General features: G+C 60.8%; 21 protein-coding genes. 12 read left to right on the top strand and 9 right to left on the bottom strand.

Features of this window, described 5'->3' with window-relative positions:
* Positions 1–93: 93 nt before the first annotated feature.
* Positions 94–1,602 carry a UbiD family decarboxylase gene (locus ACR0ES_RS18660; protein WP_480871490.1) on the top strand — a complete coding sequence of 503 codons (1,509 nt, stop codon included), beginning with the start codon at positions 94–96 and terminating at the stop codon, positions 1,600–1,602.
* Complete coding sequence (locus ACR0ES_RS18665; RefSeq protein ID WP_480871478.1) at positions 1,599–2,180, top strand: UbiX family flavin prenyltransferase; 582 nt, start codon at positions 1,599–1,601, stop codon at positions 2,178–2,180. The genes ACR0ES_RS18660 and ACR0ES_RS18665 overlap by 4 nt, the downstream gene beginning before the upstream one ends.
* A gap of 117 nt (positions 2,181–2,297) precedes the next feature.
* On the opposite strand, the gene ACR0ES_RS18670 is transcribed toward ACR0ES_RS18665, so the two are convergent.
* The 8 genes from ACR0ES_RS18670 to ACR0ES_RS18705 form a co-directional block, all read right to left on the bottom strand.
* On the bottom strand, positions 2,298–4,715 hold the full coding sequence (locus ACR0ES_RS18670) for a GcvT family protein (protein WP_480871479.1): 2,418 nt from the start codon (positions 4,713–4,715) through the stop codon (positions 2,298–2,300).
* Between the two features lie 28 nt (positions 4,716–4,743).
* Entirely contained in the window at positions 4,744–5,994 is a 1,251-nt protein-coding gene (locus tag ACR0ES_RS18675; RefSeq protein ID WP_480871480.1) for an aminotransferase class V-fold PLP-dependent enzyme, read from the bottom strand.
* A gap of 310 nt (positions 5,995–6,304) precedes the next feature.
* Positions 6,305–7,045: a maleate cis-trans isomerase family protein gene (locus ACR0ES_RS18680; RefSeq protein ID WP_480871481.1), complete on the bottom strand. Its 741-nt coding sequence runs from the start codon at positions 7,043–7,045 to the stop codon at positions 6,305–6,307.
* Complete coding sequence (locus ACR0ES_RS18685; protein ID WP_480871482.1) at positions 7,042–8,109, bottom strand: pyridoxal phosphate-dependent aminotransferase; 1,068 nt, start codon at positions 8,107–8,109, stop codon at positions 7,042–7,044. The genes ACR0ES_RS18680 and ACR0ES_RS18685 overlap by 4 nt, the downstream gene beginning before the upstream one ends.
* Positions 8,106–9,758 (bottom strand): hydantoinase B/oxoprolinase family protein, encoded by a 1,653-nt coding sequence (locus ACR0ES_RS18690; protein WP_480774363.1) that lies wholly within the window; start codon positions 9,756–9,758, stop codon positions 8,106–8,108. The genes ACR0ES_RS18685 and ACR0ES_RS18690 overlap by 4 nt, the downstream gene beginning before the upstream one ends.
* Positions 9,758–11,851 (bottom strand): hydantoinase/oxoprolinase family protein, encoded by a 2,094-nt coding sequence (locus ACR0ES_RS18695; RefSeq protein ID WP_480774362.1) that lies wholly within the window; start codon positions 11,849–11,851, stop codon positions 9,758–9,760. The genes ACR0ES_RS18690 and ACR0ES_RS18695 overlap by 1 nt, the downstream gene beginning before the upstream one ends.
* Positions 11,852–12,094: 243 nt before the next feature.
* Positions 12,095–13,195: a Gfo/Idh/MocA family protein gene (locus ACR0ES_RS18700; RefSeq protein WP_480871483.1), complete on the bottom strand. Its 1,101-nt coding sequence runs from the start codon at positions 13,193–13,195 to the stop codon at positions 12,095–12,097.
* A 12-nt stretch (positions 13,196–13,207) separates the two neighbouring features.
* Positions 13,208–13,918 carry a GntR family transcriptional regulator gene (locus ACR0ES_RS18705; protein ID WP_480871484.1) on the bottom strand — a complete coding sequence of 237 codons (711 nt, stop codon included), beginning with the start codon at positions 13,916–13,918 and terminating at the stop codon, positions 13,208–13,210.
* A gap of 105 nt (positions 13,919–14,023) precedes the next feature.
* On the opposite strand from ACR0ES_RS18705, the gene ACR0ES_RS18710 reads away from it, so the two are divergent.
* The 6 genes from ACR0ES_RS18710 to ACR0ES_RS18735 are packed head-to-tail and all read left to right on the top strand — an operon-like array spanning position 14,024 to position 19,600.
* Positions 14,024–15,178 carry an LLM class flavin-dependent oxidoreductase gene (locus ACR0ES_RS18710; RefSeq protein ID WP_480871485.1) on the top strand — a complete coding sequence of 385 codons (1,155 nt, stop codon included), beginning with the start codon at positions 14,024–14,026 and terminating at the stop codon, positions 15,176–15,178.
* On the top strand, positions 15,178–16,068 hold the full coding sequence (locus ACR0ES_RS18715; protein WP_480539941.1) for an aldo/keto reductase: 891 nt from the start codon (positions 15,178–15,180) through the stop codon (positions 16,066–16,068). Before ACR0ES_RS18710 ends, ACR0ES_RS18715 begins: the two co-directional genes overlap by 1 nt.
* Entirely contained in the window at positions 16,068–16,583 is a 516-nt protein-coding gene (locus ACR0ES_RS18720; protein ID WP_480484813.1) for a flavin reductase family protein, read from the top strand. Before ACR0ES_RS18715 ends, ACR0ES_RS18720 begins: the two co-directional genes overlap by 1 nt.
* Positions 16,584–16,636: 53 nt before the next feature.
* Positions 16,637–17,224, top strand: a complete 588-nt coding sequence (locus ACR0ES_RS18725; RefSeq protein ID WP_480484795.1) for a TRAP transporter small permease — start codon at positions 16,637–16,639, stop codon at positions 17,222–17,224.
* Positions 17,225–18,514: a TRAP transporter large permease gene (locus tag ACR0ES_RS18730; protein WP_480477545.1), complete on the top strand. Its 1,290-nt coding sequence runs from the start codon at positions 17,225–17,227 to the stop codon at positions 18,512–18,514.
* 24 nt (positions 18,515–18,538) lie between these two features.
* Positions 18,539–19,600, top strand: coding sequence for a TRAP transporter substrate-binding protein (locus tag ACR0ES_RS18735; RefSeq protein WP_480484794.1), 1,062 nt, complete (start codon positions 18,539–18,541; stop codon positions 19,598–19,600).
* A gap of 30 nt (positions 19,601–19,630) precedes the next feature.
* Here the strand turns inward: ACR0ES_RS18735 and ACR0ES_RS18740 are convergent, their stop codons facing one another.
* A complete protein-coding gene (locus ACR0ES_RS18740; protein WP_267365609.1) occupies positions 19,631–20,101 on the bottom strand; it encodes a tetratricopeptide repeat protein in 471 nt (156 codons plus the stop codon).
* A gap of 33 nt (positions 20,102–20,134) precedes the next feature.
* Between ACR0ES_RS18740 and ACR0ES_RS18745 the strand changes: the two genes are divergently transcribed.
* The 4 genes from ACR0ES_RS18745 (at position 20,135) to ACR0ES_RS18760 (ending at position 25,315) form a co-directional block, all read left to right on the top strand.
* The gene (locus tag ACR0ES_RS18745; protein WP_480488973.1) at positions 20,135–21,388 is read left to right on the top strand and encodes a cytochrome-c peroxidase; all 1,254 of its coding nucleotides are present in this window, start codon (positions 20,135–20,137) and stop codon (positions 21,386–21,388) included.
* 134 nt (positions 21,389–21,522) lie between these two features.
* A complete protein-coding gene (locus tag ACR0ES_RS18750; RefSeq protein WP_480508683.1) occupies positions 21,523–22,629 on the top strand; it encodes a saccharopine dehydrogenase family protein in 1,107 nt (368 codons plus the stop codon).
* 3 nt (positions 22,630–22,632) lie between these two features.
* The gene (gene amaB, locus ACR0ES_RS18755; RefSeq protein WP_480871486.1) at positions 22,633–24,144 is read left to right on the top strand and encodes an L-piperidine-6-carboxylate dehydrogenase; all 1,512 of its coding nucleotides are present in this window, start codon (positions 22,633–22,635) and stop codon (positions 24,142–24,144) included.
* Positions 24,145–24,418: 274 nt separating this feature from the next.
* On the top strand, positions 24,419–25,315 hold the full coding sequence (locus tag ACR0ES_RS18760) for a cyanophycinase (RefSeq protein ID WP_267365913.1): 897 nt from the start codon (positions 24,419–24,421) through the stop codon (positions 25,313–25,315).
* The last annotated feature ends 13 nt before the right edge of the window (positions 25,316–25,328 follow it).

Raw genomic sequence — 25,328 nt, forward strand, 5'->3', positions numbered from 1 at the left:
CTAGGGCGATCGCGGCTGGGGTGACTTGACGGTTGTCAATTCGACCCCTCGCTTTCGTTGCTAGAGGGTGGAAACCACCGTCGGAGCAGTCCCATTCGCACCCTGCCGCAATATCCCAGCCTTCGGCATTTTCTGAAATGGTGCGAAGACACCGGACAGTTCAGGCGCATCCCTGATCCGGTTTCCGTACGCCATCAGATGACCGCTGTTCACCGCGCCGTGCTTGAGGCGGGCGGGCCGGTTCTGCAATTTGACCACCCGACAGACGTGTCCACTGATCGGTTCGATACCCCCGTCGTCGTCAACCTGTTCGGAACGGCGGAACGGGTTGCTGCCGGGCTGGGTGTCACACCCGCCGGGCTTGACGATCTGGGGGCCTTTCTGGCCGCGCTGCGGTCCCCGACGCCGCCGGACGGAGTGCGGGACGCGCTGGCCAGATGGCCGATGCTGAAGGCGGCCCTGTTGACCCGACCGAAACTGGTCAGAACCGCCCCGGTGCAAAGCCTCTGCCACAGCGGAGCGGATGTGGACCTGACCGCGCTGCCAATCCAGACCCACTGGCCCGGCGATGCGGGGCCGCTGATCACGTGGCCCGTGGTTCTTACCCGGCCCTACGGCAGCGATGCAAACGCGGCGCAAGGCTATAACGCGGGGGTTTACCGTGTTCAGGTGCTGGACCGGAACCGTGTCATCATGCGCTGGCTGCCTCATCGCGGCGGCGCGGCGCATCACAGGAGCTGGGCGAGGTGCGCCGAAAAGATGCCCGTCGCCATTGTGCTGGGCGCAAACCCCGCGACTTTGTTATCGGCGGCCTTGCCCTTGCCAGAAACGGTATCCGAGCTGACATTTGCCGGTGCCCTGAACCAGAAGCGCCCACATCTGATCCCGGCCAGAACCATCCCCTTGTTGGTTCCTGCTGACGCCGAGATTGTTCTGGAAGGTTGGGTTTCACCAAGCGAGACCGCCCCCGAGGGGCCTTTTGGGGATCACACCGGCTATTACAACCCGGCTGAACCCTTTCCGGTGATGCAGGTCAGCGCTGTCACCCATCGGGACGCGCCGCTGTATCTTTCGACCTATACCGGGCGGCCACCGGACGAACCGTCAATCATTGGCGAGGTGTTCAACCGCCTGGCCCTGCCGACCATCCGCGCGCAGATCCCCGAAATCCACGATCTTTGGCTGCCGCCCGCCGCCTGTTCCTATCGAATGGCAATCGTTGCCATCGACAAACGGTATCCGGGGCAGGCCCGGCGCGTGATGATGGCCCTGTGGGGAATGCTGCCGCAATTCAGCTATACGAAAATGATCATCGCGGTCGATGCCGATATCGATCCCCGAAACTGGGAGGATATTGCTTGGGCGCTTGCCACTCGCATGGACCCGGGCCGGGACGTGATGGTGCTGGACAGGACACCTATGGATTATCTGGATTTTGCATCACCCGAACCCGGTCTGGCCGGAAAAATCGGCATCGACGCCACGACGAAACTGGGCAGTGAAACGCTGCGGGAATGGGGGACTGTGATGCACACTGCGGATGGAGATCACGCCTTTGCGGAAGACCTTGTAAACCGATTGATGCCGGAGCTGAGAGCATGACAAACGCCCGTGTTGTTTTGGGGGTATCCGGTGCGTCAGGCGCGGCGTTAAGCCTTGCAGTGGCCCGGTGCCTGGCGTCATCGGATATCGAGGCCGATCTTGTGGTCAGCGCAGCCGGGATGCGGACACTTGCGCAGGAATGCGGCCCGGACGCTTTGCAAAACCTGCGGCAACTGGTGACGCGGCATCACCCAAGCGCCGACATCGGTGCCAGCATTGCGTCCGGGTCGGTTCCGGTATCCGGCATGATCGTTGCGCCCTGTTCCATGCGAACGCTTGCCGCGATTGCGCATGGGCTGGACGATAACCTGCTGACGCGCGCCGCCAGCGTTCAGCTCAAGGAACGCAGGCCGTTGGTTTTACTGACACGAGAAGCACCGCTGACCCTGGCCCATTTGCGCAACATGACGGCGGCGGCAGAAATGGGCGCCATCATCCTGCCCCCGGTGCCTGCGTTTTATCTGAAGCCCGACGCCCTGATGGATATCGTGTCCCAGATCGCTGCACGCGCGGTGGACTGCCTGCGCATTTGTGACCCGGTGGCGCAGCAATGGCGCCCGCAATGCGCTGGTGGGTGAGTTCGGGCGCCTCCGGCGGGAGTATTTGGAAAAAGATGAAGTCGCCTGAAGTGCCGAGACGAGACATCTTTTGGAGCGTCTTATTGGCCTTGCCTGCCTGTAGACGGGTTTTGAGCGTTAGCGCCGCAGTCTGGCGCCCGACGGGTCAAACGGTGCCTCGGCCAGTACGCGCGCCTTGTGCGGTTTGCCGATGACCTGAATGACCATCTCATCGCCCGGCTGTGCCGTGTTTGGGTTGCGGAACCCCAGCGCCAGCGATTTCCCGACCGAGTAACCGAACGCCCCCGAGGTGACACGGCCCACGGGCGTGCCATCGGGGGTAAAGATCGGCTCGCCCCCGGTTGCGTCGGCATCTTCGGTCACATCCAGTTCGAAGACGGACAGCACCTCGCGCGCGGGGTTGTCCTTGACGGACAGATAGGCGTCTTTGTGCAGGAAATCCTTGTCCAGTTTGATCAGACCCGCCAGCCCGACCTCTTGCGGCCAGTATTCCTGAGAATACTCTCGACCCCACGAGCCATAGCCCTTTTCGATCCGCAGCGCCCCCAGCGCGCGCCCGCCCACCGGACCGCCACCAAAGTCTTTGGCGGCCTCAAGCAAGGCGGTGTAGAGCACCACCTGATCCCCCTCGGCGCAGTGCAGTTCCCAGCCCAGATCGCCGGTAAAGCTGACCCGGATGGCCACGCATTCGACGCCGGCGACCGTGATTTTCTGCGACCGCATGAAGCGGAACGCCTCGTTCGACAGATCGGCATTGGTCAGGCGTGCCAGCGCTTCGCGTGACCTGGGGCCTGCGATGTTGAACCCCGCGACGCGGTCGGTGGCGACCTCAAGCGTGGTGCCCTCGGGCATTTCCACCATTTGAAAGAAGCGCTGATGATAGCGTTCGGCCATGCCCGACCCGATCATCATGTATTCATCCTCGGCCAGCTTGGTGATGGTGAAATCACCCGCCACGCCACCGCGTACCGAGATCAGCGGCGTCAGACAGCTGCGCCCCACTTCGGTGGGCACCCGATTGGCCACCAGACGGTCCAGCCAGTCATGGGCACCGGGGCCCTTGATCACGTAATTGGCGAAGTTCGAGATATCGATCACGCCCACGCTGTCGCGCAGCATCTGCACCTCACGGCCTACGGGCTCCCACCAGTTCTGGCGGGTAAAACCGGTGGTCTCTTCCACCTCGGGTTCATCGGCGAACCAGAGCGGATGTTCCCAGCCGCAATTGAGGCCAAAGACGCAGCCCATCTGCTTCTGCATCTCATAGGCGGGGCGTATACGGGCCGGGCGGCCTGCGCTGCGTTCCTCGTTGGGGAAATGGATCTTGAAGCGGTGGGTGTAGGCATCCCGAACGCGGGCCTTGGTGAATTTCTTGTCGGCCCAGTCGCCAAACCGGGCCAGATCCCAGGCGAACATGTCGTATTGCGGCTCGCCCTCGATCATCCATTGCGCCGCCAGCAGACCCAAGCCCCCGGATTGCGAGAAGCCGGGGATCAGACCGCCGCAGAGGAAATAGTTCTTCAGCTCGGGCACCGGCCCCCAGAGCATGTTGGCGTCGGGCGACCAGATCATCGGGCCGTTGATCACGCGTTTCACCCCGGCAGTGGCCGCAACTGGCACGCGTTCGGTGGCGCGGATGACGTTTTCCATGATCCGGTCCAGATCGTCGGGGAACAAATCATGCGCGAAGTCGAGCGGCGTGCCGTCCTCGGCCCAGAACTTCATATCTTTCTCATAGGCCCCGATCAGAAGGCCGTTGCCTTCCTGCCGGAAGTAATATTCGCCGTCGCGGTCAGCGATCGAGGGCAAACGACGGCCCAGACTGGCGACCTCGTCGATGCTTTCGGTCACGAAATACTGATGCTCGGTCGGTTGCAGCGGCAGGGTCAGACCCGCCAGCGCCGCTACCTCGCGGCCCCAGAGACCGGCGGCGTTGACAACCCATTGCGTGTGAATGTCGCCTTTGGGCGTGCGCACGATCCAGCTGCCGTCGGGCTGTTTTTCGGTCGCTGTCACCGGGCAGAACCGTTCAATAGTGGCCCCCATCGCACGGGCCCCGGCGGCATAGGCATGCGGCACGCCCGACGGGTCGACATTGCCGCCATCGGGTTCGTACATGATGCAGCGGATGTCATCGAACTGCGCCAGCGGGTGCAGTTCCTTGGCTTCTTCACGGCTGACTTCGTAGAAGTTCAGACCATAAAACCGGGCTTTCGCCTCTTGCAGGCGCAGCTGGTGCTCACGCTCTTCGGTCTGGGCCAGATAGAGCGAGCCGGGCTGGAATACGCCGCAGCTTTGGCCGGTTTCCTGTTCCAGCTGTTTATACAGATTCATCGTATAGTGCTGGATGCGGGTGATGTTGTTGTTGTCGTGCAGCCCGTGGATATTCGCCGCTGCGTGCCAGGTCGAGCCGGAGGTCAACTCGTTCCGTTCCAGTAGGACAACGTCGGTCCAGCCAAGCTTGGCCAGATGGTACAGGATCGAACAGCCGGCAAGGCCCCCTCCGATCACGACAGCTTGTGCATGGGTTTTCATGAGTGCTTGTCCCTTGGTCCGCCGCAGCTCAGGCGGCGATTTCTTTCATGACAGCCAGAAATCTGGCGACTTCGCCGATCGAGTTGTAGTGGCACATCGAGACCCGGACGCAGGCGTCATAACCCAGCGGCGTCAATATGTTGCCAGAGTAATGGTCGGCCTTGCGCAAATGGGTGCGAATACCCTCATCGTTCAGCCGTTTGACGACATCCGCCGAGGCCACGCCCTGCACGCGCAGCGACACCAGCCCTTCGCGAGCGGGGTTGTCGGCACCGCCCAGAATGGTGACCTTCTCCATCTCGGCCAGACCGCTCAGGTTGCCGGTGCCGTGGATCATCGCGTCGGTCAGTGCCTTTTCCTGCACGTGGATGGCTTCGCCCGCTGCCAGAAATCTGGCACGCCGGTCGGTGGCGTCGCTGACCTGACTGCCAAGCCATTCGAAGTAAGACACAACGTCGGACATGGTCGCATAGGCCCCTGTATCGCGCGTTCCCATTTCCCAGTTATCTGCCGGACCGTCCAAAAGGGCATTGTGTTCAAGCCGCGTCAGCCGGTCGGAAATCCACGCAACGCCGTAGCCATGGCGTGAAAACACCTTGTAGGGCGAGATCACGTAGCCGTCGACGTCATACGCGCTGAGATCGATCCGGCCATGGGCGGCGTGCTGGATGCCATCGACAATGATGAAACAGTCTGGCGCCACGGCGCGGATCGCCTGCGAAACAGCGGCCACATCGACGCCCATGCCCGTCACGGGTGAGGTGTGCAGGATTGTCGCCACTTTGGTGTCGGGGGTGACGGCCGCAGCATAGGCGTCGGCTGTCACGGTGCCGGTATCGTCATCGTGGGGCACCAGCACATGGGTCTGCCCGGCGATGCGAGCCCAACGATCACAGGCTGACCGTGTGGCGGGGTGTTCCAGTGTCGACCCCAGCACAATCCCCGGACCGGTTCCCAGACAGGCGTTCATGATCAGCCGGAACAGAAGTTCGGTGCCGCTTTCACCGACAAAGAACTGACCACCGGGTGCATTCATGAAATCCCGCATATCGGCCTTGGCCGCGTTGATCGTGGCAACCAGCGCATGAGACCCCGGATTGTCGCGCCCCTGATTGTCGGGGATGGCGGCGTGACGTGCCGAGCTGTCCAGCACGGATTTCAGTGTCAAAGCCCCGCCGGCGTTTTCGAAAAATATCCGCTCGCCCTGTTCGGGGCAGTGATCGATCTGGGCAAAACGGTCGCGGATCTGGTTCAGCAGATTTTCCGAAATTTGGCTCATGAAAAGAGGCACCTTTGTATTTTGTGAACGTATGATGTTTCAGACAAGCCTAAGATGGTTTCCCCGCGGGGCAGGCCAAATTTCCCGTGACTGTGCGGCTGGTTCAACATGTGCTTCATTCCCGAGCGGCCCTTATTCCGACTATGGCGTAGAGGGCGCGGTATCTTGTTCCTTTGCGACGTAAATACAGTCACGTCTGCGACACGGCGCGTTGGGTGGGCTGGAATACCCGCCCCATATGCCGGTGCGCACCCGCCTTTGATGCGGGCAGCCGACCGGGGCGGGTTCCATGCTTTTGCCTGACCCAAGGCTATAGCAGATCAAACAACCGCCCCGGAACAGTCCCGTGCCTTGGCAGGTCAAGCGCCCGCATCAGGGCAAACATCATGGCCTGATTGGACGTGACGACAGGTTTATCAAGGGCCGTTTCGATCCGGTCTATGGCCTCGACCGCGCGCATGTCGGTGCAGCTGAGTATGATGGCCTCGGCCTTTGGGTGGTCGGCCTGCATGGCAAGGTCGAAAACCTCGTCCGGGGTCAGTTCGCCCTGCCCGTAATTGCCCAGCTCGCGGCCGATATCGGCGCATTTCACCGTTGCGATCCGGTTCTGCGTCAGAAAATCCATGGCCTGCGTGTTGATCTCGCCCAGATAGGGTGAGGAAAAACCGACCCTGGACACGCCAAGCGCATGGACCGCGCCAACCAGCGCCCCTGCCGCGGTAATACACACGGCGCCCGACGCGGCCCTGATGTCCTGCGCCAGCTTTCGATCAAAGGACGGGCCATGGGTCAGCGTGGCCGAGGTACAGCCATAGAGCACCACATCGGGCCGAACGCCCGAGATCATCTTGAGGTCATGGCTGATATCCGAGGCCCCCAGACCCGCCATTTGATCTGATCCGGGGATCTCATCCACGTCATAGCCACCCATTCGCTGAAAATGCACCGTCGTGTCCGGGCAGCGCATCAGTATCATGTCAGCTTCGAGATTGGTGTTGGTAAAGGGCACCAGCACTCCGATTTTGGCCCGTGTCCGGGTTTCAAAGGTCATGACGTCACCTCTTTCAGAACAGTCAGGCAGCGCTCCATCACTGCCGTGTCGCAGATCGTGGCGCGCAGGCAATCCGCGAGGCCATAGCCGCCCATTCCGCGCATGAGCAAACCCGCTTTGCGCAACGCGGCATCCGCTTTTTGCGCCGTCGCGGCATCGGCAAAGCGGATCAGGACAAAATTGGTGTGGCTGCGCGGAACAGATAATCCCAGCTCCCGGCACCCGTCGGCAAAGCGATCCCGGATGGTGGCGGTTCTGGCAACCGTGTCGCACATGTGGGGCTGATCCTGCATCGCTGCCGTTGCCATGGCCTGAGAGAGGGTCGATACGTTGTTGGGGTTGAGCAGCTTTCGCAGCTCAATCGCGACCTCTGACGGGAACAGACCCCAACCCACGCGCGCGCCCGCCAGACCGTAAGCCTTTGAAAAGGTGCGTATGACCACGGTATCCCCACGTGCAACGAGGGCAAAGATTTCAGCCGGGTCGTGATCGCGATCGGCGAATTCGGCATAGGCCTGATCGACCACCAGCAGCACGTTCCCGGGCAGGGTGTTGCGCAGGCGGATGATCTCGGCGTTCGGGATCAGGGTGCCGGTCGGGTTGCCGGGGTTGCAGACAAAGACGATCCGGGTATCAGGCGTGACAGCGGCCAGAATGTCATCGACCGAGACGGTCAGATCAACCTCGCGCGCTTTCACATAGTCTGCCCGCACCTGCGCCGTGGCTGAGGCCACATAGGCATAGCCGTAATCCGTGCCCAATACATGGTCGCCCGGCCCTGAATAGGCGCGGATCAGGCAGCCGATCAACTCCATCGATCCGGCACCGCACAGGATGTTGTCGGCTGGTACCCCGTGCACCTGAGCGATGGCGGCGCGCAGGTCCGACCAGTCGGGATCGGGATAAAGCGGCATCCGGTGCAATGCCGCCTGGCCCGCCGCAGTTGCGGCAGGGCTGACCGGAAAGGCGCTTTCATTCTGGGCCAGAGATACAGTGTCCGGCGCGCCCAGATCGGCCAGCGCATAGGCCGCCATGGCACGAATGTGACCAACTGCGCGGATCATGAGGCACCCCCATAGGCTTTGGCCCCTTCTTCCGTGACCAGCCCGCGCCTGAGGTCCAGCGCCAGCGCCTCGGGGTCGCGCGCGGCCGGATTGCCAAAGCCGCCGCCGCCGGGGGTGTCGAAGATCAGGTAATCGCCGCTTTCCACGCGCAGCTCGCCCTTGCCCGGAATGTCTGCGCCGCCATCGCGGAACCGGATACGCCCCGGTGCGCCGGGCAGGCCGCCCATGCGACCCAGAGCGGGGAATTTCAGTCGTTCAACCGACAGGAAGACGATGAAGGGGGCATCGTTCGCGGACGTCATCTCGATCCGCTGACCCAATCCGCCCCTGAACTGGCCCGCGCCGCCCGAGTCGGGCAACAATTCGCGTCGCCACATGATCACGGGTGCGACACTTTCGGTTATCTCGACCTGCGAGCCGAACACCCCCGAAGGGTAGGCTGTCGCGGACAGGCCATCCGCGTGGGGTCGCGCCCCGGTGCCGCCATTGTGAACGGGTTCGATGGCAAATTCGCGCCCGCCATTCGACGCCACTTCGGGAGCGTGGCGCATTGGCAGGTCGAACATGCACGAGGCCCCTTCGGCAGGCACCTGTTCGGGCAGCGCCTGATGCAGGCAGCCCAGAACCAGATCCGGTGTGACCTGTCCCAGCGTATGCCGCATGGCCACTGGCACCGGATGCTGGGCGTTCAGGATGCAACCCTTGGGGCCTTCCACCGTGAAAGGTTCCAACGAGCCTGCGTTGTTCGGGATATCCGGCCCGACGATGCAACGCAGGGCAAAGACCGTATAGGCGGTGGCATAGTTCAAAGGCACGTTGATGCCCTTTTTCGAACACCCGGACGTGCCCGTGAAATCAACATGCATCCCGTCTTTGGTGACGGTGAGCGTCGCGTGCAGCTCCAGCTCGGCCTCATAGCCGTCCATGTGCAGCACGTTTTTGTAAACGCCTTCGGGCACCTCGGCGATGGCCTGCAACGCGCCTTTGCGCGAGGTGTCGATGATATAGGTGCCAAGCCTGTCCAGATCATCGATCCCGAACTCCTCCATCATCGCAACAAGGCGGTTCACCCCGGCCTCGCAACAGGCGATCAGGGCGTAGATGTCGCCCTCATTGGCCACAGGCTCGCGCGAGTTGGCGCGGATGATATCCATCAGCAGCGCATTGGGCGTTCCGGCCTCGACCAGTTTGCAAGGCGGGATCAGCAGGCCTTCGTCATAGATGTCCGAGCCTTCAGGTCCCATACCCAGACCGCCCAGATCCACCAGATGCGAGGTGCAGGAGGTAAAGCCCACCACCTTGCCGTCCTTGAACGCGGGCATCATCAACAGGAAGTCGTTCAGATGCCCCGAGGCCAGCCACGGGTCGTTTGTCATGTAGATGTCGCCGGGGCGCATGTCCTGCACCGCGAAACGGGCGCGCAGGTGCAGCACGGCCTCGGCCATGGTGTTGATATGGCCAGGTGTTCCGGTCACGGCCTGCGCCAGCATCCGGCCATTCACGTCGAATATCCCGGCGGAAATGTCACCGCATTCACGCACGATGGGCGAAAAAGCTGCGCGGATCAGGGTCTGGCCCTGTTCTTCGACCACAGCCAGCAGACGGTTCCACATCACTTGCAGGCGGGCGGGGGACAGATCAGCGGTCATCATGCGCCTCCTTTCTGGTCCTGTATCAGGACAAGGTTGCCGATTGCGTCCATCTGGGCCGAGAAATCGGCGGAAACGAGTGTGGTTGTTTGTGGTTCATGGATCAGCGCGGGGCCTGCCACATGGTCACCGGGGCGCATATCGGCGCGGGCGAGAAAGGCGGCCTGTTTTACCGTGCCATCCAGATCACAGGTGATGGGGCGCGTCTGCGTGACCTGAAATGCGGTTTTGCCCGGCGTTTCCAACACCGTAGGCACCGCTTTGTCCGGGGTGGCAACGCGAACGGCCCAGTTGAGAACCTCGATCTTCATCCCCGGCACAGGACGTGAGAATTGTTTGCGGTATTCTTCTTCGAATGCGGCTGTCAGCGGGGCGATATCCGGGCGTGTCAGGGCGCGGTCCGGCAACGTAATCTCGATCTCATGCCCTTGCCCGCTATAGCGCATGAAGGCGGTGCGCAGGGTTTCGGTGGGTGCATCCCCTGCCCCTTGGGCGACGACCTCTTTTGCTTCGGCAATCATCGTATCGAACAGGGCGTTCACCCCGTCCATGTCCATGCTGTCGAGCAGAGAATAGCGCGAGCGGACGATTTCGAAAGATACCGGGGCAAACAGGAACCCAACCGCCGAACCGACACCGGGATTGGGCGGGATCACGATACGCGACACCCCGGCGGACCGGGCGACGCGGGTGGCATGCAGCGGCCCGTTGCCACCAAAGGCAATCATGGTGCGCGGGCCGAGGTCCTTGCCGCTTTCAACCGCATGCATCCGCCCGGCGCTGGCCATGCTTTCGACAACGATGCGGCTGACCCCATCTGCCGCACCTGTCGCATCCAGCCCCAGTTTATCCCCGATCACACGTCTCAGGGCGGCCTTGGCGCCAGCAGGTTCCAGCTGGATATGCCCCTCGGCAAAGGTGTCGGGCACGATATAGCCCAGAGTGATGTCGCTGTCGGTCACGGTCGGATTGACGCCGCCGCGCATGAAAGCGACCGGCCCGGGCTCCGAGCCTGCCGATTTTGGCCCGACCGTCAGACGCCCGAGACGGTCAACACCCGCGATCGAACCACCACCAGCACCAATTTCAATCATCTCGATCACCGGAATGCGCACCGGCATTCCCGACCCCTTGATAAACCGTGCCGCGCGGGCGATTTCGAATGAGCGCGAGGTCTGGGGGCGCGCCTTGTCGATCAGGCAGAGCTTGGCCGTGGTGCCACCGACGTCAAATGACAGGACCTGATCCAACCCGGCACGCGCGGCGATGCGGGCGGACAGAATAGCCCCACCGGCAGGGCCGGATTCCACCAGACGAATGGGGAAACGCGTGGCGGTGTCGATCGTGCACATACCACCGCCTGCCGTCATCATCAGGATCGGACAGGTTACGCCCTCGGCCGTGAACTGATCCACAAACCGGGTCAGATAGCTATCCATCAGCGGTTGAATATAGGCGTTGGCTACAGTGGTGCAGAGCCGGTCAAACTCACGCGCTTCGGGGCTGACATCGGACGAGATCGAGACGGTCAAACCGGGGCGGTGTCGCGCCAGAACATCGCGCAAACGCCATTCGTGGGTCGGGTTGGCGTAAGAGTGCATCAGGCAGATGGCCACCGCCTCGGCCCCGCTGGCGTCAATCTCGGCCAGCAACCGGTCTACTTGCCCTTCATCCAGTTCAATCAGCACCTCGCCTTCTGCCGACATGCGTTCGCGTATGGTCAACGAGCGTTCGCGCGGCACCAGCATGTCCGGCTTTTCAAGATTGATGTCGTATTGTGAATACCGACGTTCGTACCCGATATCGAGAATATCGCGGAATCCTTCGGTGCAGACCGTGGTCACGACCGCCCCGCGCCGTTCGATCAGCGCGTTGGTTGCCAGAGTGGTTCCGTGAATAAATCCGGTGACATCATTCAGCGACCGGCCAGCCTGCGCCATGACGCGCCGTGCGCCCTCCAGTGCGCCTTCTGCCGGGTTCTGGTGGGTGGTCAGGGTTTTGGTGGAGGCCAGTATCGTCTCATCACCCGAGACGAGGACCGTGTCGGTAAAAGTGCCGCCAATATCGATGGCGAGGCGCAGAGCGGTTGTCATGAGGTATTCCGTTGTCGTCTGAAAGCAGGCAGGCAGAACGGCCCCGCAGGGCGGTTACCGGCGCGTCGTGACCAGATCACAGCCGGTCGCACGGCGATCCAGACGGGTGGGAATACACTGACAGGTCATACAGTTTTGTCCCCTACTGTGCCCCGCTTCACTAGCTGGTTTACGACAGATTGGCCCGCAAGCGACACATTTGTCACCGCAGAGGGTTCTGCCCTGAACCTGCCTGGGGTCAGTCTAAGGGTGCTTTAGGTGAACCGTTTCGCCGGTTTGCAGGGCCTGCTGCGCCGCCAATCCCATTCGCACCGCCCACAGACCGTCTTGCACTGTTACATCCGGTTCGGCCTTGTGCCCGCGCACCAGATCCAGAAACCCCCTGTGCTGATAATAGGTCGAGCCGTTGTGGTCACCGGCAGCCAGCAAGCGGGGATCGACAGGGATGTCGTGCGATATTGGCCCCTTGGGGTCCCGCGGGCTGACGATGACCTGCGGCACTGGCGGTGTTCCCAGATGGTCGGGCCAGAACCGTCCCGGCCCCGGCACCAGAGCCTCGACCTTGGCGTTGGGCCCGATGGCCGAAATCTCTTCCTGATAGCGGGCGCCTTCGGCGAACATGCACAGCTCGAGCATCGCGCGCGCGCCATTGGCGAAATCGACCAGAACATAGCCATGATCCAGTATATCGGGTGTTTCGCCCCCGTAGGTTTCGTCCAGATGGTTCACCGCCTGCCCGCCGCTTGCGGTGATCCGCACAGGGTCGGATTGCAGGATCAGCCGCATCAGATCGAAGAAGTGGCAGCATTTCTCGACAAAGGTGCCGCCGGTGTTGCGGTTGAACCGGTTCCAGTCGCCGACTTTCCGCAGAAACGGAAAGCGATGTTCCCGGATCGACAGCATCCTGACCCCGCCTGTGTCCCCGATCTTGTCGATCAGGGTCGCGATGGGCGGCATATAACGGTATTCCATCGCAACCCAGATCGGGTGTGGATAGTCACGCTGTACCTTCGCTAGCCTTGCGGCGTCCTGGGGGTTGGTGAACAGGGGCTTTTCCACCAATAGCGGCAAGGGGCGCGTTTGCGCGATTTCACAGATCTGGTCGACATGCAGGTGATTTGGGCTGGCTATGACAAGGCAGTCCAGGTCTTCGATATCCAACACCTCTTGCACCGAGCGTGCCATAACCGCCTCCGGCGCAATCGCCTGCGCGGCTTTTGCCATCCCGGGATCGGGTTCGAATATCGCTGCGACACGCGTGCCGTCCAGCAGGGCGATGTTGTGCAGGTGTTCCTGCCCCATCATGCCACATCCGATCAGCCCGTAATTGATGGTCTGGGTCATGCGCGTTTCCTTTTACTTCAGACGTTGGACATAGGTGGCCCGGTCCGGGTCGAACCAGGTCTTTGAAAATTCGACAGGTTCGGCCTTGTCCGACCAGCTGAACCGTTCGATATAGCCCACCGTTTCACCGGCGGCTTTGGTGAACGCCGCGGGGGTCCAATCGGGCAGCTGGCCAATCGATACGCGATCTTCGGCCCGTGATATCCAGAAACCCAGCTGGTGCTGATAATAGCGGTAGAGCGAGTCCGACAGCAGGCTTCGCTTGATCAGGCCGGCTGATTCGTCCAGCCAGATCTCCTCGACCGCGATGATTGTGTCATTCAGATAGCGCATCCGACGTACGCGCGATCCGGTGTCCGAGGTGCCAAAATCCGGCAGATCGGAAGGTTTTTTCAGATGATCGACCGACAGGATATCCGCACGCGGCAACCCGCCCCCTTGGGGCAGTTCCAGCCGGAACATCGCGTAGACGCTGTTCTGGGTTCCGGTCTCGCGGATGTAATTTCCTGACCCCTGAATACGCTCCAACATGCCTTTTTTCTCAAGCTCGGCGAGCGATTTTCGCAGCGTGCCGACCGACACGTTCAGCTTGGCCGCCATGTCGCGTTCCGGGGGCAGACGCTCACCATCGATCAAACGACCCGCAGCGACATCGCGGATCAGCAGCTCGGCAATCTGAACGTAGATAGGCAGGGCATTGGGGTTTCGGGTGTTGGGGGGCATTTCAGGCGCTTCATTCGGTCGCAGGAAAAATTGATACACTATTGATCTACATCAATGTGATTGCTACGCAAGAGGAAAGTAAAAGATGCACGGAGCGTGAATCAAATGACCATCGTCCCCATAACATCCCCTGATCTGGATGCGGCCGAGGTTTCGTGGTTCGCCGCCTTATGTTCGGACGATTATCAGTTCCTGGGTGTGCCTGATGGTGATCTGCGGTCCAGCTGGGAGCATTGCTCGGCCATCGTGAAGGAGGCCGAGGCGCAGGGGTTCCGCAACATCCTGTGCCCGTCATCGTATCAGGTTGGGCAGGACACGCTGAGCTTTGTCGCCGGTTGCGCGCCGATCACGCAGAAGATCAACCTGTTGGCCGCTGTGCGCTGCGGCGAGATGCAGCCGATCATGCTGGCCCGCACGATCGCGACTTTGGATCACATGTTGAAGGGGCGGCTGACCGTCAACATCATTTCATCCGATTTTCCCGGCGAAAAGGCCGACAGTGCCTATCGTTATCAACGGTCGCGCGAAGTGGTCGAGATCCTGAAACAGGCCTGGACGCAGGAGGAAATCAACCATGCGGGCGAGGTCTACAACTTTACAGGTCTGACAACCGACCCGGCGCGACCCTATCAGACTGGCGGGCCGCTGCTGTATTTCGGCGGTTATTCGCCCTCGGCGCTGGAGCTGTGCGGCGAGCATTGCGATGTGTACCTGATGTGGCCGGAAACCAAGGATCAACTGGCCGAGCGGATGAAAGCTGTTCATGCAGTGGCCGAAAATTATGACCGTACGCTCGACTATGGCTTGCGGGTTCACATGATCGTTCGCGATACCGAAGCCGAGGCGCAGGAATACGCGGATTACATCGTTTCAAAACTGGATGACGACTATGGCCGCGCGATCCGCGAACGGGCGTTGGATGCAACGTCGCTTGGCGTAGCGCATCAGGCCAGGAATCGTGATCTGGCGGATAAGTACGGGTATGTGGAACCCGGTCTGTGGACCGGCGTCGGCCGCGCCCGCTCGGGCTGTGGTGCGGCACTGGTTGGATCAACCGATCAGGTCATGTCAAAGATCGAAGATTACCGGAAGATGGGCATTCGCGCGTTCATCTTCTCAGGCTATCCGCACATGGATGAGGCCATGCATTTCGGTGCTCGTGTGATGCCGCATCTGAAAACCTGCTCGCTTACCGAAGCCTACGGGCGTGTGCCCAAGACACCCCCGGCCACACCGCTGGGCAACGGAGTGCGCCGCTGATGCAACGCGTGAAACTATCCCCGACGCTGGAAATGAGCCGCCTTGTCTATGGCATGTGGCGGCTGGGTGACGATAGCGACACCTCGGCAGGGCATGTCGAGGCCAAGATTCAGGCCTGTCTTGATCAGGGCATCACCACCTTCGATCAGGCCGATATTTATGGCGGTTACGCGGCCGAAGCCGTTCTGGGCAACGCCTTGCGCGCCAATCCCGGCCTGCGCCAGAAGATGGAGATCGTCACCAAATGTGACATCGTCGCACCTGTGGGGCGGCATTCCGATGCGAAGGTCAAATACTATGACACCTCACGCGCGCATATCCTGAAATCCATCGACATGTCCCTGTCGGAAATGGCCATCGACCACATCGATCTGCTGCTGATCCACCGTCCTGATCCGTTCATGGACCACCACGAAACCGGGGCTGCGCTGGATGAGGCTGTCGCCAGTGGCAAGGTGGGCGCGGTTGGTGTTTCGAACTTCCGCCCGTGGGACTGGACCCTGCTGCAATCGGCGATGAAAACCCGGCTGGTCACCAACCAGATCGAGATCTCACTGGGCGCGATCGCCCCTTTCACCAATGGCGATCTGGCGTTTCACCAGCAGCATGGGCACCACCTTATGGCGTGGTCGCCGCTGGGGGGTGGGCTGCTGATGGCCGGAAACCCGCCCGTCGGGGTTGTTGCTGATGAAATCGCGGAGGAGTTCGGTGTAGACCGGGCCGCTGTGGCCGTCGCCTTCCTGCTGGCTCATCCGGCGGGCATTCTGCCGGTTCTGGGCACCAACAACCTGAACCGTATCAAACGCATCTCGGACGCGCTGAAAGTCACAATTGATCGCGAAACCTGGTTCCGCCTGTACGAGGCGGCGCTGGGGCATGAGGTAGCATGATGAACGCAATCTCAAGAAACATGACCCACACCTTTGTGCCACATAAGGACGACACCCGGACCCTGCGGGATGCTTTTGGTCGGTTTGCAACCGGCGTTACCATCGTGACATGCGACAGCGGTGATGGCCCGATCTGCATCACAGCCAACAGCTTTTCGTCGCTGTCGCTGGACCCGCCACTGATCATGTGGGCCGGCGACCGCAACTCGCGCCGGTTCCCCTATTTTCGCGCGGCACCGCATTTCACGGTGCATGTGTTATCGTCTGCGCAGGCTGAGCTGTGTTTTGGCTGCTCGAAAGATGCCCATGCCCTGCGCGACATCCGGCACGAGCGCTGTGCAAACGGCACCCCGCTGCTGTCGGATTGTCTGGCACGGTTTGAATGCGAACAACATGCCTATCACGACGCGGGCGATCACGTGATCGTGGTGGGCAAAGTCCTGAAGGCCAGCATGAGCGACGGCGACGCGCTGACGTTCTATGCCGGGAAAATGGGCCAATTCGCGCAGCACTAAGCGCGATCTGACGACCGCGGGACACACCTGCGGCTGAACAAGGGAGGATCCGCATGGGCGGACTGGCATCGGTGCTTGCGCCGATTGCATTTGTAAACGAAACCGTGCTGCGTCTGGGCCGCGCGGTTGGCGTTGTTGCGATTGCATTCATGGTCATCGCAATCCTGATTCAGGTGTTCTTCCGATACGTTCTGGGCAACGCCCTGCCTTGGCCGGATGAGGCCGCGCGGTTCTGCATGTTGTGGATGACCGGGTTGATGGCACCGACGGCCTTTCGGCGCGGCGGTTTTGTAGCTATCGACATGCTGCAACGGTTTCTGCCGCGTATGCTCGGCCTGTCGCTCAATCTGTTCCTCCTGCTGATCTCGCTGGCCGTGCTTTTGGTTGCGGTCAATATCGGCTGGTCCGAGGTCACGGGCTTTGGCGGCAGGTTCGCCACCGCCGCCCTGTACCTGCCGACATCGCTTGGGTTTGACGAGTGGTATCGCATTCCGCGCAGCTGGATGATGGCTTCGCTGCTGGTGGGCATCATTCTGCTGATCTCGGTCAATATCGAGCTTATCCTGCGTTCCGTGGTCACCTTGCTTGGCGGCGCGCATCTTTTGCCGGACATTCCCGACGCAGCGATGGGGGCCGAATAGATGCTGATCTGGTTCCTGCCTACGTTCCTGATTTTCCTGCTGATTGGCCTGCCGGTCTTTTTCGCGCTTCTGGCGGCGCCCGGCATCCTGCTGTGGCTGAACGGACAGACGAATGACATCACCCTGCTTTATCGCAATGTCTACAACGGCATGGACAGCTTTCCGCTGATGGCCATCCCGTTCTTCATGCTGGCCGGGGAAATGATGAACCGTGGCGGCATAACCATCCGCCTTGTCGAATTCAGCCAGGCCCTGATGGGCCATCTGCGCGGCGGGCTGGCGCATGTAAATGTGCTGAGCTCGATCCTGTTCGCGGGCCTTTCGGGATCTGCGGTGGCTGACACGTCCGCCCTGGGGTCGATGCTGATCCCGGCGATGGAAAAACAGGGCTACACCCGAAAATTCGCCGCCGCCATCACAGCCGCAAGTTCGGTGATCGGGCCGATCATCCCGCCCTCGGGCATTATGATCATCTATGCCTATGTCATGGGTGAAAGCGTGGCCGCCTTGTTCCTTGCGGGGATCGTGCCCGGAATCATGGTGGGTGTCGGCCTGATGGTGATGATCAAGTTCATGGCCGACAAGTACGATTTTCCCGTCGCCAGCCGGAAATACACATGGGATGAGCGGCGCAAAGCCAGCCTCAAGGCGTTCTTCCCGCTGATGACGCCTGTGATCATTCTGGGCGGCATTCTGGGGGGCATCTTTACTCCGACCGAGGCCGCCGCTGTTGCTGTGGGCTACGCCTTTATCATCGGATTTTTCGTTCTGCGTACACTGACCCTGAGGGAAATTCCGGATGTTCTGAGCAATGCAGGTATGACGTCGGCTGTGGTGCTGCTGCTGGTTGGCGCAGCAATGGCGTTCAAGACCGTGGTCAGCCTGAGCCACGCCCCGGAACAATTGGCCTCGTTGATCCTCAGCCTGTCGGAAAATCCGCTGATCCTGTTGTTTCTGATCAACCTGTTGTTGTTTATCGTCGGTATGTTTCTGGACGCAGGCCCCGCGATCATCATCCTTGGCCCGATCCTTGGTCCCATTTTCACTGGCCTCGGCGTAGACCCGATCCATTTCGCCATCATCATGAGCGTCAATCTGACCGTCGGCCTTGCAACGCCCCCCATGGGGCTGGTGCTGTTCGTGGCCGCCGCCGTGTCGCGGGAGCGGGTCGAGACGATCGCCAAGGCGATCCTGCCGTTTCTGGCGGTCGAAATCATCGTGATCTTTCTGATCACCTACATCCCCGCACTATCCATGACGATCCCGAGGATAACGGGATTTGCAAACTGACTGAGTATCACAGGGAGGAAACGCATGCTCGGAAACTTCATCAAAACAGCGGCGATTGCCACATCGCTTGTGGCCGCGTCTGCGGTCGCTGCGGTGGCTGCGGACTATACGCTGCGCGCCACTGCCAATTCGAACGAAAATGACGAGGATTACGACGGTCTGATCGTTTTCAAGAACTATGTCGAGGCGGCGTCGAACGGCGCCATCGAGGTTGAGCTGTTCATCGGCACCCAGCTGTGTTCGAACGGTGCAGAGTGCCTACAAGGCGTGGCGGATGGCACCATCGATATCTATATCTCTACCTCGGGCGGTGCCTCGGGCATCTTCCCCTATGTGCAGGTTCTGGACCTGCCGTATCTGATGGCCGATGACCGGATCGCCGAGCATGTTCTGTCGGGCGATTTCACCCGCACCATGCGCGACATGGCGCTTGAGGATTCCGGAGGCGCGATCCGCCTGATGACCATCGGCAACACCGGTGGCTGGCGCAACTTCGCCAACACAAAACACCGCGTCGCAGAGCCTGCCGACATGGAAGGTCTGAAAATCCGCACTGTTGTCGCCGACCTGCCGCAGGAACTGGTCAAGGCCCTGGGCGCGTCACCTACACCGATCCCGTGGCCGGAACTCTTCACCAGCTTCCAGACCGGCGTTGTCGAGGGGTCAAAGAACGGCATCACCGACATCATGGGCATGAAGTTCCCGGATGCCGGCCTGCAGTATGTCACCCTGGACGGGCACGCCTATATGGGTGCGCTGTGGTGGATGAACAACGCCAAGTTCCAGGCGATGCCGGAAGATATGCGTCGGGTCGTTGTCGATGGGTTCTACGCCCTGCAACAGGCCACCTTTGCCTCGCCCAAGCGCAAGTCGATCCAGGCATATGAGGACTTCGTCGCAGGTGGCGGCGACCTTTATGTCCCGACGCCCGAGCAGAAGGCAGCGTTCAAAGCTGCGGCTTCGCCTGTCTATGACTGGTTCCAGACCAATGTTGCCCGTGGTGATGAAATCTTTGCCGCGCTGACCGAAGCGGTCGCGGCGGCTGAGGCGGACGTGAACGCCTCGCGCAATGCGGACCTGAACTAAACGGATGGGTCGGGCCTTGTGGCCCGGCCCTTATCGAAACGGGTACATCCACCCTTTGTAGTCGTTGACCAGAACATGCGCCTTCTCGATCTGCTCCGGCGACATTTTCTTGATCACTTCCTCAAGGCTGATCGCCGCATCGGGATCGCCGCCAATGGCGCTGAGCGTGTACCACATATAGGCCCGCACCAAATCGGGCGCGGGCATTCCCAGACCCAGTTCATAGTACCAGCCGACCCCCGACTGCGCCCCCGGATGCCCCTTCATCGAGGCACGCAGATACCATTCAAACGCCCTTTCATGGTCCTGCTCGACCCCAAGACCCAGCCCGTACATCACACCAATCAGTTCCTCGGCCTCGGCATTGCCCGACCGGGCGGCGGGCAGCAGTTCCGCGCGCGCGGCTTCAAACTCTCCGGCCTCCATCATGTCACGGGCCTGTTCCAGCTCAGCCAGAGCCGGGGTCGCAAGAAAACAAAGGGTAAAGAGAAACTGGCGCATTGGGCGATTGTCCTCGTTTGGGCGGGGGCCGCGGTGGCGCAGGACCTGCCGCGCCCGCTGACAGATGATGACTTTATCCCATTTGATATGGAACAGGCCGCTATCGGTCATCAACTGTTTTACGATCCGATCCTGTCAGGCAATCTGAACATTTCATGCGCCCATTGCCATCACCCCGATTTCGGCACCTCTGACGGGTTGTCCCTGGGGATCGGCGAAGGCGGACAGGGTCTTGGCCCGGAGCGCACGCCGGGCACCGGGGCGGACAGGATCCGCAAACGCATTCCCCGAAATGCGCCGGGGTTGTGGAACCTCGGGGCCAAGGACATCCATACCGTTTTCCACGATGGCCGCCTGAGCATCTCGGACCTCTATGGCAACGGGTTCAATTCGCCAGCACAGGAATGGCTGCCCGGCGGATTGAACTCGCTTCTGGCGGCGCAGGCTTTATTCCCGCTGACCGCGCAATTCGAGATGGCCGGTAATGTCGCTGAAAATCAGGTGACCGGCGCGGTTCACGACAGGATTGACAAGGGCTGGCCGATCCTTGCCAAACGCGTGCGGACCGATCCGCGCTATGGCCCTGCCATAGTCGCGGCTTTTGACGATATCGAGACCACCGAAGAAATCACAATCACCCAGATCGCCAACGCGCTGGCGGCCTTCATGGCCATTGAATGGCGCAGCACCGACAGCCCGTTCGACCAGTACTTGGCCGGGGACATGGATGCGCTGTCAGACGTCCAGAAAGACGGGATGAACCTGTTTTATGGCAAAGCGCGATGTGCGACATGCCATGCGGGTCCGTTGATGTCGGACCAAAAGTTTCACGCGCTGGGTTTGCCGCCATTCGGGCCGGGTCGGACCCGGCAATGGGATCCATATGCGCGGGACGTTGGGCGGATGGCGGAAAGCAACCGTGTGGAAGACGCCTATCGCTTTCGCACGCCGATGCTGCGCAATGTCGCCCTGACTGCGCCTTATGGACATAACGGCGCTTTTGCGGATCTCGAAAGCATGATCCGTCACCATCTTGACCCACAGACCAGCCTTGCCAAATGGAAACCCGACATGGCTGCGTTGCCCAAGGTCCCCTGGTTGCAAGAGGTGGATTTCGTGGTGTGGGACGACCGGTTCGAGATGGAACGCCAGCGCAGCAGGATCGACATTGTGCCAGTGACGCTGTCGGATGTGGAAATCGCCGCCCTGGTCGCATTTCTGCATTCCTTGACGGGCACCGGCGTTGGCTCTCCTCCTTTCGGGGTGCCGGCCGATTTCAACCCCTGATGGCGGTCACGCCATAATGACAATTATTCCGGCATAATGTCGGATAAGTCGATCACTTCGTCAAATTGCGGCCTATGAAATGTCTGGCCAGCCCTGCACCATAATATCAGGAACAGAATTTTACGGAGACGTTGATGTCCTGGAATATTTGCGTAATCGGGGCTGGCAAGATCGGTCAGATGATCGCGACGCTGCTGAGGGCCTCGCCAAACTATACAGTGACTGTGGCTGACCATGACCTGAAAGCACTGGGTGAAATCACAAGGCTTGGGATTGGAACAAAGCAGATTGATGCCCGGGATGCGGATCGTCTGGCAAAGGAGCTGACCGGGTTTAACGCCGTGGTATCAGCGGCACCGTTCTTTCTTACCCCAAACATTGCCAAGGCCGCCAAAGAGGCGGGCGCGCATTATTTTGACCTAACCGAAGACGTCGCGGCCACCGAGGCCGTACGCCAGCTGGCCGAAGGCAGTGAGACGGCTTTCATGCCGCAATGTGGTCTGGCACCTGGTTTTGTGGGCATCTCCGGAGCCGCGCTTGCAGCGGAGTTTGATGAGCTGGACAGCCTGCATATGCGGGTGGGCGCGCTGCCGCTTTATCCGACCAATGCACTGAAATACAATCTGACCTGGTCGACCGATGGGTTGATCAATGAGTACTGCAATCCCTGCGACGCCATTGTGAACGGCAAACTGGTCAAGACCGCGCCGCTGGAAGATTACGAGATTCTGGGTCATGATGGCGTGGAATACGAATGCTTCAACACCTCGGGCGGGTTGGGCACGCTGCCGGAAACGCTGGAAGGCAAGGCGCGGGCCGTGTCTTATCGCACGATCCGGTATCCCGGCCATTGTGAAATCCTGAAACTGCTGCTGCACGATCTGGGGCTGGAACGCCGCCGCGATCTGCTGAAAGAAATCTTCGAGACCGCCCTGCCCCGCACTGATCAGGACGTTGTGCTGGTCTATTGCACGGCCAAGGGCATGATCAACGGCGTTCTGCGCGAGAAATCCCTGATCAACAAGAGCTTTTCCCGAACCATCAATGGGCAGGTCTGGAGTGCCATTCAGGTCACCACAGCTGCGGGTATTCTGGGCGTCGTTGACCTGATGCGCACCGGCACGCTGCCTTCGAAAGGGTTCGTCCGGCAGGAACAGGTCAAACTGAACGACTTCCTGAATACAGAATTTGGCCAGCTGTATCGTGCTGGTGACGTGACCCGGCAAAACAAGGCGGCCTGAGATATGAAAGACATCGTAATGACAGCCCAAACCACGCTTGCAAATCTGGATCTGACAGACGCCGCATTGAAGGGCGGCACTCTGAAGGTGACGTCGCCGATTGACGGCTGCCTGCTGGCCGATGTGCATGAAACGCCGGCCACCGAAATGGACGCGATCATTGCCCGCGCCAAAAACGCGTTCAAGGCGTGGCGCGTTGTGCCGGCCCCGCGTCGGGGCGAGCTGATCCGCCTGCTGGGCGAAGAGCTGCGTGCGGCCAAGGACGATCTGGGCGCGCTTGTCAGCTGGGAGGCCGGCAAGATCACATCCGAAGGTCTGGGCGAAGTGCAGGAGATGATCGACATCTGCGACTTTGCCGTTGGTCTGTCGCGTCAGCTTTATGGTCTGACCATCGCGTCGGAACGCCCAGGTCATCGGATGATGGAAACCTGGCATCCGGCGGGCCCGGTCGGAGTGATCTCGGCCTTCAATTTCCCAGTTGCGGTCTGGTCGTGGAATGCCGCTTTGGCACTGGTCTGTGGCGATCCGGTGATCTGGAAACCGTCCGAGAAGACCCCGCTGACAGCGATGGCCTGCCAGAAGATCTTTGAACGCGCGCTGGTGCGGTTTGGCGATGCCCCCGAAGGGTTGCTTCAGGTCCTGATCGGTGGCGCGGAGTTGGGCGAGGCGCTGGTGGCCAGCGAAGATGTTCCGATCATCTCGGCCACAGGGTCCACACGAATGGGCCGTGCGGTTGCGCCCATTGTTGCGGCACGCTTTGGCAAGTGCATTCTGGAGCTGGGTGGCAACAACGCGATGATCGTCGGCCCTTCGGCGGATCTGGAAATGGCCGTGCGCGCCATTGTCTTCTCGGCCGTTGGGACCGCCGGTCAGCGTTGCACCACGCTGCGCCGTCTGATCGTGCACAACTCGATCCGTGAGGAACTGGTGGGCCGCCTGAAAAAGGCTTATGCCGGTCTGGCCATCGGCAATCCGCTGTCTGAGGGCACGTTGATCGGGCCACTGGTGGATGAGGCATCGGGTGCCGCCATGACATCCGCACTGGAGGCCGCAAGGGCCGAAGGCGGCACCGTGTTTGGCGGCGAACGTGTAACCGAAGGGCTTCCTGCGGGTGTCTATATGCAGCCCGCAATTGTCGAAATGCCCGGCCAAAGCGCGGTCGTGAAAACCGAAACTTTCGCGCCAATCCTTTATGTTATGGGCTACGACGACTTTGACGATGCGATCCAGCTTCAAAACGATGTGCCGCAAGGGCTGTCATCCTGTGTGTTCACGCTGAACATGCGCGAGGCCGAGCAGTTTCTGACTGCGGCGGGGTCGGATTGCGGTATTGCCAACGTCAACATAGGCCCCTCGGGCGCCGAGATCGGTGGCGCATTCGGTGGCGAAAAGGAAACCGGTGGCGGACGCGAAAGCGGCTCGGACGCGTGGAAAGCCTATATGCGCCGCCAGACCAACACCGTGAACTACTCGGCAGAGCTCCCGCTGGCGCAGGGTGTCAAATTCGACATCTGAACCAGCGCGCAAACTGACGGGCAATCTGATCCCCCCGGAGCTTTGATGTTTCGGGGGGATCGCTTTTGTCGTGCAGGGTTTGGCACTGGCAGGCTGAAGCAGGCACAAAACCGGTGGTTCTTGACGAAATCCCTGCCGTGCGGCATGTGATGTCGCTGGGGGGGGAACGGCATGTCCGATAGGGTCAGATGGCCCGACACGGCATGTATGAACAGGTTAAGCGTCCGAGTGGCCCCGATGGCTGGCTGCTTTTATACCGGAAGGTAAGTAAGATATGTGCCCTGCACCCGTTGATGCAGAGACCCCGCGCGGGTTCATCATCCCGATCGGCGGCGGCGAAGACCGCGTCAAGGAAATGCAGATTCACCGCAAGTTCGTTGAGCTGTCTGGTGGTCCTGATGCCGATATTGTCGTGATCCCGACGGCCTCGATGTTGGAAGAGACCGGACCGGATTACAATCGCATCTTTTCCGAGCTGGGCGCGGGCAAGGTCGAATTTCTGCCCATCTCGCGGCGTGCTGATTGCGACAATCCCGATTATGCCGAGATGCTGGACCGCGCTACAGGGATATTCATGACCGGCGGCAACCAGCTGCGGCTGTCGGCGATTCTGGGTGGCACACTTGTGGCGCAGAAAATTCGGCGCCGGAATGCGGCCGGTGTGCCGGTTGCCGGCACTTCAGCCGGGGCGTCGATCATGTCCGAACACATGGTGGCCGGGGGCAGCAGCAACTCGGCTCCGGCTGAGGGCAATATCACGCTGGCTCCGGGCATGGGTTTGACCAACGCCGTCATCATCGACCAGCACTTCACACAACGCAATCGGCTGGGACGTTTGCTAACCGCTTCATCTTTCAACCCTTTTTTGATCGGACTGGGTATCGACGAAGACACGGCAGCCTTCATCGGACCCGATAATGTCCTTGAAGTCGTGGGCAGCGGATCGGTTACCGTCGTGGACGCCAGTCATCTGACCCATTCATCGATGTGGGACGCGCGCCGCGGCGAAGCGCTGAGCCTGCTTGGACTTCGGCTTGACGTTCTGGGCGAAGGGTGCCGTTATGATCTGACGGCTCGCCAGGCTTTTCCGCCGGATGAGCATTTGGCGTTCTGCACATTGCCGGACATGTCCGGTCAAGAGGCCGCCAGCGGGGGGAAAACAAAAAGCTAACCAACGGGGAGCC

It is taken from the genome of Ruegeria sp. N7, assembly GCF_056531345.1.